At 61.2% G+C, this 11695-nt stretch carries 10 protein-coding genes; 5 read left to right on the plus strand and 5 right to left on the minus strand.

What is annotated here, in order from left to right; all coding sequences use genetic code 11:
* Positions 1–50: 50 nt before the first annotated feature.
* A complete protein-coding gene (locus QRN41_RS09715; RefSeq protein ID WP_425326815.1) occupies positions 51–1445 on the plus strand; it encodes an MFS transporter in 1395 nt (464 codons plus the stop codon).
* A complete protein-coding gene (locus QRN41_RS09720; protein ID WP_040267923.1) occupies positions 1442–2716 on the plus strand; it encodes a glucarate dehydratase family protein in 1275 nt (424 codons plus the stop codon). The genes QRN41_RS09715 and QRN41_RS09720 overlap by 4 nt, the downstream gene beginning before the upstream one ends.
* A gap of 31 nt (positions 2717–2747) precedes the next feature.
* On the opposite strand, the gene QRN41_RS09725 is transcribed toward QRN41_RS09720, so the two are convergent.
* Positions 2748–3044, minus strand: coding sequence for a hypothetical protein (locus tag QRN41_RS09725; RefSeq protein WP_167417423.1), 297 nt, complete (start codon positions 3042–3044; stop codon positions 2748–2750).
* Positions 3045–3244: 200 nt separating this feature from the next.
* On the opposite strand from QRN41_RS09725, the gene aotJ reads away from it, so the two are divergent.
* Positions 3245–4021, plus strand: a complete 777-nt coding sequence (aotJ, locus tag QRN41_RS09730; protein WP_167417424.1) for an L-arginine-binding protein AotJ — start codon at positions 3245–3247, stop codon at positions 4019–4021.
* A 710-nt stretch (positions 4022–4731) separates the two neighbouring features.
* Here the strand turns inward: aotJ and QRN41_RS09735 are convergent.
* From QRN41_RS09735 to QRN41_RS09750, 4 genes are all read right to left on the minus strand, one after another.
* A complete protein-coding gene (locus QRN41_RS09735; RefSeq protein ID WP_034137788.1) occupies positions 4732–5358 on the minus strand; it encodes a helix-turn-helix transcriptional regulator in 627 nt (208 codons plus the stop codon).
* Positions 5358–6491, minus strand: coding sequence for an NAD(P)/FAD-dependent oxidoreductase (locus tag QRN41_RS09740; RefSeq protein ID WP_034137789.1), 1134 nt, complete (start codon positions 6489–6491; stop codon positions 5358–5360). The genes QRN41_RS09735 and QRN41_RS09740 overlap by 1 nt, the downstream gene beginning before the upstream one ends.
* Positions 6488–7423 (minus strand): ornithine cyclodeaminase family protein, encoded by a 936-nt coding sequence (locus QRN41_RS09745; protein ID WP_167417425.1) that lies wholly within the window; start codon positions 7421–7423, stop codon positions 6488–6490. Before QRN41_RS09745 ends, QRN41_RS09740 begins: the two co-directional genes overlap by 4 nt.
* 67 nt (positions 7424–7490) lie before the next feature.
* Positions 7491–8429, minus strand: coding sequence for a LysR family transcriptional regulator (locus QRN41_RS09750; RefSeq protein WP_167417426.1), 939 nt, complete (start codon positions 8427–8429; stop codon positions 7491–7493).
* A 108-nt stretch (positions 8430–8537) separates the two neighbouring features.
* On the opposite strand from QRN41_RS09750, the gene QRN41_RS09755 reads away from it, so the two are divergent.
* Positions 8538–10037, plus strand: coding sequence for a CoA-acylating methylmalonate-semialdehyde dehydrogenase (locus tag QRN41_RS09755; RefSeq protein ID WP_034097329.1), 1500 nt, complete (start codon positions 8538–8540; stop codon positions 10035–10037).
* A gap of 239 nt (positions 10038–10276) precedes the next feature.
* A complete protein-coding gene (locus tag QRN41_RS09760) occupies positions 10277–11527 on the plus strand; it encodes a glycoside hydrolase family 68 protein (RefSeq protein WP_167417427.1) in 1251 nt (416 codons plus the stop codon).
* Positions 11528–11695 lie beyond the last annotated feature (168 nt).

Genomic DNA, 11695 nt, shown 5'->3' on the forward strand with positions numbered 1-11695 from the left:
TCCCATGCCAAGTTAGATTAGACGGGAACAATGGCCGGCGTCCATGATCGATGCGTCCCTACAAAAACAATCATCGGGAGTCGCTCTTGGATACCTTCCACAATCCCCCGGACCCCGCCGTGCTTGCCCGCGCGGCCGCCAAGGTCAAGCGCCATGTGCTGCCGCTGTTCGTGGTGATGTTTATCGTCAACTACATCGACCGGGTCAACATCGGCTTTGTGCGCAGCCACATGGAGACCGACCTGGGAATTGGCGCAGCGGCCTACGGTCTGGGTGCCGGGTTGTTTTTCATTGGGTACGCGATTTTCGAAGTGCCCTCCAATCTGTTGTTGCAACGCTACGGCGCGCGGGCCTGGCTGACGCGCATCATGTTCACCTGGGGCGCGGCCGCGATGGCCATGGCCTTTGTGCAGGGCGAGACGAGTTTCTACGTGCTGCGCTTTATTCTCGGCGCCGCCGAAGCGGGGTTTTTCCCCGGCATCATTTATTACTTCACCCAGTGGCTGCCGGCCGCCGAGCGTGGCAAGGCCATGGCGGTATTTTTGAGCGGCTCGGCCATCGCCTCGGTGATTTCCGGGCCGGTGTCGGGTGCGCTGTTGAACGTGAGCGGCCTGAGCCTGCACGGCTGGCAGTGGATGTTCCTGATCGAGGGGTTTGCCTCCATCGTGCTCTGCGGGTTTGTGTGGTGTTGGCTGCAGTCCCATCCCCGCGAGGCGACCTGGCTCAGCGCGCAAGAAAAATACGCATTGGTCAGCGCCATCGACCATGAGCAGCAGGCCCGTGAAGCCGCCCAGGTCAGCCGCCCGTCGATGTTCAAGCTGTTGGCCGACAAACAGATCGCGCTGTTTTGTTTTATCTACTTCTCGATTGCCCTGACCATCTACGGCGCCACATTTTGGCTACCGAGCATGATCAAGAAAATGGGCAACCTGGGGGACTTCCAGGTGGGCCTGTTCAATTCAATTCCGTGGGTGATTTCCATCGTCGCGATGTACGGCTTTGCCTCCCTGGCCAGCAAGTGGAAGCACCAGCAGGCTTGGGTCGCACTGATGCTGGTGATCGCGGCGCTGGGCATGTTTATGTCGACCGTTGGCGGGCCGGTGTTCGCCTTTGTTGCGATCTGTTTTGCGGCGATTGGATTCAAAGCCGCCTCGGCGCTGTTTTGGCCCATCCCCCAGGGTTATCTGGATGCGCGGATCGCGGCAGCAGTGATCGCCTTGATCAATTCGGTGGGCAACCTCGGAGGTTTTGTTGCGCCCACCACCTTCGGCCTGCTTGAGCAGACCACTGGTTCCATCGAGGGCGGGCTGTATGGCCTGGCAGCGACCTCGCTGGTGGCGGCGGTGCTGGTGTTTTTTGCCCGTACCGCGCCGCACGGCGGTATGCCGCCCACGTCCGCCCATCATCACGCCTTGCGTCCAGGCCCACAGGGAGCCGCCTCTTGAAAATCGTCCGCGTCACCGTCACCCCGATTGCTTTTCGCGATCCGCCGTTGCTTAACGCCAGCGGTATCCATGAACCCTTTGCCCTGCGCTCGATCATCGAAGTGGAGAGTGACACCGGCTATATCGGCCTTGGCGAAAGCTACGGCGATGCCCCGGCGCTGGCGATCCAGCAACGGGTGCAACCGCAGTTGATCGGGCTCGATCCGTTCAACCTCAACGGCCTGCGCGCCATCGTCCAGGCCACCGTGGCCGCCCATGCACCCACAAGCCTGCCAGGAGCCGAACTGGCACCGGGTTCCCACGCCAGCAAAGCCGTGAGCAATGCTTATTCGGCGTTCGAAGTGGCCTTACTCGACTTGCAAGCCCATGCCTTGAATGTGCCACTGGTGGACCTGCTGGGTGGGGCGATCCGCGAACGCATCCCTTTCAGTGCCTATCTGTTTTTCAAATACGCCGAGCATGTCGATTCGCCCTACGCACCCGACCACTGGGGCGAGGCGCTTAATGAGCAGCAGATCGTCGCCCAGGCCCGGCACATGATCGACAGCTACGGTTTCAAAAGCATCAAACTCAAGGCCGGTGCACTGGCCCCCGAGCATGAAGTGGCGTGTATCAAGGCGCTGAAAAAAGCCTTCCCAGGCGTGCCGCTGCGCATCGACCCGAATGGCAACTGGTCCCTCGACACGGCAATCCGCATGGCCGAGTTGCTGGGCGACGACCTGCAGTATTACGAAGATCCGACCCCCGGCCTCGATGGCATGGCCGACCTGCACAAACGCACCGGGTTGGCGTTGGCGACCAACATGGTGGTCACCGACTTTGATGAGTTTCGCCGCAGCGTGGCGCAAAACAGTGTGCAGATCGTGCTTGCGGACCACCATTACTGGGGCGGCCTGCGTGACACCCAGGTGCTCGCCAGGATGTGCCAGACCTTCGGCCTGGGCGTGTCGATGCACTCCAACTCGCACCTGGGCATCAGCCTGATGGCGATGGCCCATGTGGCGGCTTCGGTGCCCAATCTTGACTACGCCTGCGACACCCACTACCCCTGGCAAGAGCCGGACGAGGAGGTGATCAAGGGCGGCAAAGTGCCGATCGTCGACGGTTGTGTGCAGCTCACCCGCGCCCCCGGCCTGGGTCTTGAGCTGGACCATGACCAGTTGGGCAAGCTGCATGATCAGTACCTGAGCTGCGGTATCCGCCAGCGCGATGACGTGAAACAGATGCAGCGGTATCAGCCGGATTGGAAAGCCGTCAAACCCCGTTATTGAAGCTGGTCGCTTCGTTTGCCCGACCGCGCAGTCATGTGCCGTCGGGTTTTTTTTGCTCCGCGGTTTTGGGCGGACGCGGGTCGGCACGTTCCTGCTCCATGGTGCGGCGAATGCGCATCAGGTCCTGATATGCCTCGGTGCGCTTAGCGTCGGCCGCTTGCTTGGCCTCGGTAAAGCGCAACCACGCGGCGGCATCCGCCAGGCTGGTGCCGATAATGTCGTAGGCCGCCTGCTCCAGGCGGTCGGCTTCGAAAAACAGTTCGGTGTTTCTCGCCAGTTGTGCATCCCAATCGGATGGTTGCGACGCTTGACGCTTGTTTGCTGCCATGGCGCTTACCTCCAGGTCGTCCTTCAGTATTGAGGGAGTGGGGTGCGTGAACGTTCAAATTAGTATCTTCCGAAAGGGAGCGACGAGGTGGATTTGACGGGTTGTACATAAAAGTCCAGTATGGATTTATAAGTACAAAAGCAACGCTGCATTTTTTCTTCACTCTTGCCAAAACCCACAACAACTTGCGAGATACCTCCATGAAGAAACGCGCCCTGATCCCCGCCCTGGCCCTCAGCCTGTTTGCGTCCAGCCATGTGCTGGCCGCCGAGAAGACCCTGCGTATTGGCATCGAAGCGGCATATCCGCCGTTTGCCTCCAAGACCGAGGAGGGCAAGATCGTCGGCTTCGACTACGACATCGGCAATGCCCTGTGTGCGCAGATGAAGGTCAAGTGTGTGTGGGTCGAAGGCGAGTTCGATGGCCTGATTCCTTCCCTCAAAGTGAAGAAAATCGACATGGCCTTGTCGTCCATGACCATTAACGAAGACCGTAAGAAGTCGGTGGATTTCACCCACAAGTACTACTTCACTTCATCGCGCCTGGTGATGAAGGACGGCGCGGTGGTGGATGACCAGTACGCCAGCCTCAAGGGCAAGACCGTCGGCGTGCAGCGCGCCACCACCACCGACCGTTACGCCACCGAGGTGTTCGAGCCCAAGGGCATCAACGTCAAGCGTTACAGCAATAACGAAGAAATCTACATGGACCTGGCGGCGGGGCGCCTGGATGCGATCTTTGCCGACACCATCCCATTGAACGACTTCCTGCAGATGCCGCGGGGCAAGGGCTACGCCTTTGTCGGCCCGGAACTCAAAGACCCGAAATACGTGGGTGAAGGCGCGGGAATCGCGGTGCGTAAGGGCAATACCGCGTTGGTCAGCGAACTCAACAGTGCCATCGACGGGATTCGCGCCAGTGGCGAGTATCAGAAAATCTCGCAGCAGTACTTCAAGTCGGATATCTACGGCGACTGAAAGACCGCCATCGGGGGCAAGCCCCCTCCCACAGGGAATGGCTGATGCCCCAAGTGTGGGAGAGGGCCTCCTCCCAAAGGCAATTCCCCTTCCACAGCGTATGGCTGATGCCCGGTGCTCCAAGTGTGGGAGAGGGCAAGCCTCCTCTCACAGGCAATTCCTCCTTCCACAGGGTATGGCTGATGCCCGGTGCTCCAAGTGTGGGAGAGGGCAGGCCTCCTCCTACAGGCAATTCCCTGTTCCACGGGGTATGGCTGGTGCCTGGTGCTCCAAGTGTGGGAGAGGGCCTCCTCCCAAAGGCAATTCCCCTTCCACAGCGTATGGCTGATGCCCAGTGCTCCAAGTGTGGGAGAGGGCAAGCCTCCTCTCACAGGCAATTCCCCTTTCACAGGGTATGACTGATGCCCGGTGCTCCAAGTGTGGGATAGGGCAGGCCTCCTCCTACAGGCAATTCCCTGTTCCACAGGGTATGGCTGGTGCCCAGTGCTCCAAGTGTGGGAGAGGGCAGGCCTCCTCCTACAGGCAATTCCCTGTTCCACGGGGTATGGCTGGTGCCCGGTGCTCCAAGTGTGGGAGAGGGCAGGCCTCCTCCTACAGGCAATTCTCTGTTCCACGGGGTATGGCTGGTGCCTGGTGCTCCAAGTGTGGGAGGGGGCTTGCCCCCGATAAATGTCAGGCACCACTGCAATCAGGCCCGTTACCTCGTTCGATCAGCCCTTGAGCTCCTTCAAGTGCTTGTAGACCGTCGCCCGCCCCATGCCCAGCACATTGGCCACGTAGTTCGAGGCGCTCTTGCCCTTGAACGCGCCTTCGGCGTGCAGCGCCAGTACCAGTTCGCGCTTGTGGTCGCGGGTCAGCAGGTTCAGGCTCAGTTGACGTTCGCGCAGCCAAGCGTGGAGGAAGGTGTTGATGCGCTCCTGCCAGTCATCGCGAAACAGGGCGTCCGGCTGCGGGATCAGTTTGCTCGGCGACAGGAACAGGTCCAGCGCAGCCTTGGCGTTTTCGAACAGGGAGATATTCAAGTTGATGCACAGCACCGCCAACGGACGATCCTGGGCGTCGCGCAGGACAGTGCTCAGGCTGCGAATTTTCTGACCGTCCCAGTTGAGCTTTTCATACGGGCCGATATTCACTTCGCTGATTTCCTCGCTGAGCATGTCCTCCAGCGCCGAGTCATCGCCGATGGCGCGTTTGGACAGGTTGTTGGCGATGTAATCGACGGTTTGTGTGCGCAGGTCATGCAGCACTACTTCGGCATGGGGGAAAAACAGCGTGGCGATCGCATCGGCAATCGCGCGGAAATTCTGCAGGGCTTTGTCGTGTTCGGCGGTGTTCATCAATGGGGCTCCAGGCGGGCGGGAGAGAGCATATCAGCGTCCAGACCGAAGCGGGTCAGTGCCTGGGGCAGCGGTACTCCGCGCACCAGTGCCGCGCTGGCCTGGCCCATGGCCGGTGAAGTCTGAATCCCATAACCGCCTTGCGCCGCGACCCAGTACAGCCCCGGCACCTGGGGATCGAAGCCGCTGAGCAGATCGCCATCGTGCACAAAACTGCGCAGCCCGGCCCAGGTGCGAGTGGGGCGGCGGATGCTCAGGGTGGTGGCTTCTTCGATCTGGTAGATGCCCATGGCGATATCCAACTCTTCGGGCTGCACATCCTGTGCCTGCACCGGGTCGGCATTGGCCGGCGAGCCGAGGAACATGCCAGCGTCGGGCTTCATGTAGAAGGCTTCGTCCAGCGCTACGAGCATCGGCCAGGCATGGCTGTCCACGCCTTCGGGGCCGGCGAAGATAAACGCCGAGCGGCGCTTGGGTTGCAGGCCGATGGACGCGGCGCCGGCCAGTCCGCCGATATGGTCGGCCCAGGCGCCGGCGGCGTTGATGATGATCGGCGCGGTGAAGGTGGCGTCCTGGGTGCTGACCTGCCAGAGCCCGGCACTGTCGCGACTCAAGCCCAGCACCTCGCTGTCGGTGCGCACGTCGCCGCCGTTGCGTCGGATACCGCGCAGATAGCCTTGGTGTAGGGCGTCGGTGTCGATGTCGCTGGCGGTGGGGTCGTAGATCGCGCCGTGGACTTTTTCCCGCCGCAGGATCGGTAACATCTCACAGGCTTCATCGGCGCTCAGTTGCACGACCTGCTCCACAGTAGCCTTGGCGCTCAGATATTGCGCGTTCAATTCGGCCGGGTCGCCGCTGAAGTCCACGGTCATTTCGCCCCGTGGCGTGAGCAGCGGGTGTTCACAGAAACCGGCAGGCGGATGGTCGAAAAAGTCGCGGCTGGCCAGGGTCAGCGCGCGCACTTGCGGGGTGCCATAGGCGGCGGTATAGAGCGCCGCCGAACGCCCGGTGGAGTGATAGGCCGGGTGGCTTTCACGTTCCAGCACGATCACCTTGCCGTGGGGCGATAACCAGAACCCCGTGGAGGCGCCGGCAATGCCACCGCCGATGATGAGGTAGTCCGCGTGGTTCATAGCTGTCTCCAGAGGGCATTGGCCAGGGCGATGTCTTCCAGGCCCAGGCCGATGGAACGGAAGAAGACGTGGCGATCATAGGTCGGGCGCGGCACCAGGTCACTGAGCAGCTCGGGTAGGTCGCCGAGCACCATGCGGGGGTGCCAGCCGTGCTGTTCGGCGGCGATCAGCATTTCGCCGGCTGCGGTGGGGGTGGTCTGGCGATAGTCGCAGAACACCTGCATGCCCGTGAGGCTGTGGGGCGGCACCTCATGGGCGCGCGGGGCATTGGTGCTGATGGAGGTGATCAGCGCCGGTTTGCTCAGGCGTGTCGGGTCGAGCACGGGGCCTGCAGAGGAGGTACACAGCAGGATCACATCGGCGTCGTCCACGGCGGCCTCGCAGCTGGCGGCGATGCTCAGGCGCGGGTCCAGGCAGTGGAGGGCGTCGTGATTGGCCGTGACCGCGCTGGGCGAAAACAGACGGATGCTCTGCCAGTCCCGCAGGTTCTTCACATACTGCACATGGGCCTGGGCGACTTTGCCGCTGCCGATAATCGCCAAGCGTTGGGCCTGCGGTGCGGCCAGTGCGTCCACCGCCAACGCCGTAGTGGCGGCGGTGCGCGCAGTGGTCAGTTCGGCGGCGTCGCACAACAACAATGGCTGGCCGGTGTGCATCGACATCAGCAGAGTCCACGCCGTTACCAGCGGCCCTTGTTCGCGCACGATGTAGGGCGAAGTCTTGACCCCATACACACCCTCATTGGCCAACACACCGAGGTAGTTGATGAAGTCACCGGCGCCGTGGGGGAATTGCACAAGCTGCTGCGCTGGCTGCACCGCGTGCCCGGCAGCCAGATCGCGGAACAGCGCGCGCAGGATCTGCGGTATGTCGAGGCGGTCCAGGTGTTCGCGGGCCTGAGTCTGGTCGATCACAAAAGGAGGAGTGAGCATGGGGGTCTCCGACGTAAACTAATTTGTCCATTATGGACTTTTAGTTCTTTCTGGCAACGGCTAAGTTTTACCCTTTGAATGCAAACCCACCGGATAGCCTGTCTTTCAGATACCCCACCAGCGCACTTACCGACTTGGGCACATGGGGTGAGTACGGGCGGATCAAATAGATCTCATCGGCAAACGCGCCCTTGAGCGTCCAGCCCTTGAGTACATGTACCAGTTTGCCGCTGGCCAGGGCGGCGTGGGCGCTGAAGTCAGGGAGCAGGGCGATGCCCAGGTGGTGCAGGGCCGCATCGCGCAAGGCTTCGCTGTTGTTGGTGGCGAAGCTGCCGGCGATGGGCACCGTGATGCGTTCGACGTTTTTGTGGTTGCGTTCGAAGGTCCAGGCCGGTTGGTCGGCACCGCGCGGGTAGAACAGGCAGTTGTGCGCCGACAGCTCGTCGGGCTCGCGCGGTTCGCCGTGGTATTGCAGGTAATCCCGGGTGGCCACCAGCACCGAGCCGGTGTCGCACAGCTTCCAGGCCACATGGGTTTCCGGCACCTGAAAACCATGACGTACCGCCAGGTCATAGCCTTCGGCGGCGAGTGAACTGAGGGCATCGGACACGTCCAGTTGGATACGCACCTGTGGGTATTGCTGCAGGAACCCCGACAGGTGCGGCACCAATTGCTGGCGAGCAAATGCCACTGGCGCGGTGAGGCGCACCAGGCCGCGGATCTCTCCTGCGGCGTCGCGCACCGACGAAAAGCTGCGGGCAATCTGTTCGTAGGCACTGCGCACGTCACGGGTCAATGAACGCCCTGCATCGGTCAGCCGCACACTGCGGGTGGTGCGCGTCACCAGGCGGGTACCGGTGGCTTTTTCCAGGTCGGAAATCCGCTGGCTTACGGCCGACTTACTCACCCCCAGACGCGCGGCGGCGGCGGTGTAGGTGCCGTGTTCTTCCAGCACGGAAAGCCAGTGTATGTGGGTCCACAAGCCTTCGATCTCGGATTTTTCCATGGCTGTATTGTTCGCCTATAAGGACAATAAGTTCTGGATTCTGCTCTGGTTAGGAACAAAGCGAAAGCCTAAGGTGTGTACCAACGCTAACCACCTGGATCGACTGCCATGACCCACACCATCGAGCACTACATCAACGACCAGCGCGTTTCCCGCGATGATCGCTACCAGGATGTCTACAACCCGGCCACCGGCGAGAAAACCGCCCGCGTTGCGCTGGCCAGCCACCAGACTGTGTCCGAGGCCGTCGCTGCCGCCCAGGCCGCTTTCGCCGGCTGGGCCGACACCCCGCCGATCCGCCGCGCCCGCGTACTGTTCCAGTACCTGCACCTGCTGCGTGAACGCAAAGACGACCTGGCGCGGATCATCGTCGCCGAACACGGCAAGGTGTTCACCGACGCCCAGGGCGAAGTCGACCGTGGCATCGATATCCTCGAATTCGCCTGCGGCATTCCCAACCTGCTCAAGGGCGAGCATTCCGACCAGGTTTCCCGGGGCATGGACAACTGGACTATGCGCCAACCCCTGGGCGTGGTGGCGGGCGTCACGCCGTTCAACTTCCCGGTGATGGTACCGATGTGGATGTACCCCATCGCCATTGCAGCGGGTAACACCTTCATCCTCAAACCCAGCCCCACCGACCCGAGTGCGTCGTTGTTCATGGCCGAGCTGCTGCGTGAAGCCGGCCTGCCCAAGGGCGTATTCAACGTGGTGCAAGGCGACAAGGAAGCGGTGGATGCACTGATCGAACACCCGGACGTCAAGGCCGTGAGCTTCGTCGGCTCCACACCGATTGCGCAGTACATCTACGAAACCGGCGCGCGCCACGGTAAGCGCGTGCAGGGCCTGGGCGGCGCGAAAAACCACATGGTGGTAATGCCCGACGCCGACATCGAAAAAACCGTCGACGCCTTGATGGGCGCCGCTTACGGCAGTGCCGGCGAACGCTGCATGGCGATTTCCGTGGCGGTGCTGGTGGGCGATGTGGGTGACAAAGTCATCGCCGCCCTGACCGAACGCGCCAAGCACCTGCGCATCACCGACGGCCGCGACCTTAAAGCCGAAATGGGCCCCATCGTCTCCCGCGCAGCCCTGGAACGCATCAGCGGCTACATCGAACAAGGCGTGCAAGCCGGCGCACAACTGCTGCTGGACGGCCGCGACTACGTGCCCAACGAACCGGGTCTGGAAAACGGCTTCTGGCTCGGCGCGACACTGTTCGATCACGTGACCAAAGAGATGAGCATCTACCGCGAAGAAATCTTCGGCCCGGTACTGGCCTGCGTGCGCGTGAATGACTTCGCCGAAGCGGTAAAACTGGTTAACGACCACGAGTTCGGCAACGGCGTCAGCTGCTTCACCCGCGACGGCCACATCGCCCGCGAATTTGCACGACGCATCGAAGTGGGCATGGTCGGCATCAACGTCCCGATCCCGGTGCCGATGGCCTGGCACGGCTTTGGTGGTTGGAAGAAGAGCCTGTTCGGCGACATGCATGCTTACGGCACTGAAGGCGTGCGCTTCTACACCAAGCAGAAGTCGATCATGCAGCGCTGGTCGGAGAGCATCGAACAGGGCGCTGAGTTTGCGATGCCGGTTTCCAAATAACATAGTTGGGAGGGTAAATGTGGGAGGGGGTAAACCCCTCCCACCTCTGGATATTTTCACTCAAGAGTTGACGCCCAGGCGAATGCCGAATACTGTATATAAACACAGTGTTTAGGCGCTGATTGTCCAGGAAGGACACTTCAGCCCCGCTGGGCACTGTGTGTAGGTCAATGGATCAACTCAATACGCTGGCTCGCTATGACGGGCCGTATCCAAGCGTCAATGAAAAGGACTTCATCATGAAACACGCCACTATTATCCCCACTCGCTGGACACGCGCAGATGCGCTCAAAGTGAATGAAAATGACCCCACCACGACTCAACCGCTGGTGCCTGCCGACTTCCCGGTGATGAGTGACACGGTGTTTATCTGGGACACCATGCCCTTGCGCACCCTGGACGGCACGGTGGTTTCGGTTAACGGCTGGTCCGTGATCTTCACCCTGACGGCCGACCGTCGCCCCCATGATCCGCAATTCATCAATGCCGATGGCCGCTACGATATCAAGCGCGATTGGGAAGATCGCCATGGTCATGCGCGCATCTGCTACTGGTACTCGCGCACCGGCAAAGACTGGATCTTCGGCGGCCGCGTGATGGCCGAAGGGGTATCGCCGACCACGCGTGAATGGGCAGGTACACCGATCTTGCTCAATAACAACGGCGACATCGACCTGTATTACACCTGCGTCACTCCGGGCGCGACGATTGCCAAGGTCCGAGGCCAGGTGGTCACTTCCCAAAGCGGTGTCGAGCTGCGCGGTTTCACTCAGGTAAAGGCCCTGTTTGAAGCCGATGGCACCTACTACCAGACCGAAGCGCAGAACGCGACATGGAACTTCCGCGACCCCAGCCCGTTTATCGATCCCAAGGACGGCAAGCTGTACATGGTGTTCGAAGGCAACGTAGCAGGTGAGCGCGGCACTCACGAAGTGGGCGCGAACGAACTGGGCCTGGTGCCGCCAGGGCATGAACATGTGGGCGGTGCCCGTTACCAGGTGGGTTGCATCGGCCTTGCGGTGGCCAAGGACCTCAATGGCGATGAATGGGAACTCCTGCCGCCCCTGGTCACCGCCGTCGGGGTGAATGATCAGACCGAGCGGCCGCACTACGTGTTTCAGGACAACAAGTACTACCTGTTTACCATCAGTCACAAGTTCACCTATGCCGATGGCATAACGGGCCCGGATGGGGTCTACGGGTTTGTCGGCGATCATCTGTTCGGCCCCTACACACCGATGAACGCTTCGGGCCTGGTTCTGGGCAACCCGCCGTCGCAGCCGTTCCAGACCTATTCGCACTGCGTGATGCCCAATGGCCTGGTCACATCGTTTATCGACAGCGTGCCCACCGCCGGCGACGACTACCGCATCGGCGGCACCGAAGCGCCGACGGTCAGGATTGTGCTCAAGGGTGATCGTTCGTTCGTGCAGGAGGCTTATGACTACGGTTACATCCCGCCGATGCGCGATGTGGTGTTGGACCAATGACAGCAGCGCAACGGTCAGCCTGATTCATCAGGTGTAAACCAACCCGACTGTAAGAGGGGGCTTGCCCCCGATGGCGGTGGATCAGTCAGCTTCTGTGTAGCTGACCCACTGCTATCGGGGGCAAGCCCCCTTGTATGTTTAGACTTGAAGGGGTGGGTGGGACTAAAA

Source organism: Pseudomonas sp. efr-133-TYG-23 (assembly GCF_030209215.1).
GTDB classification, from domain to species: Bacteria; Pseudomonadota; Gammaproteobacteria; order Pseudomonadales; family Pseudomonadaceae; genus Aquipseudomonas; species Aquipseudomonas rhodesiae.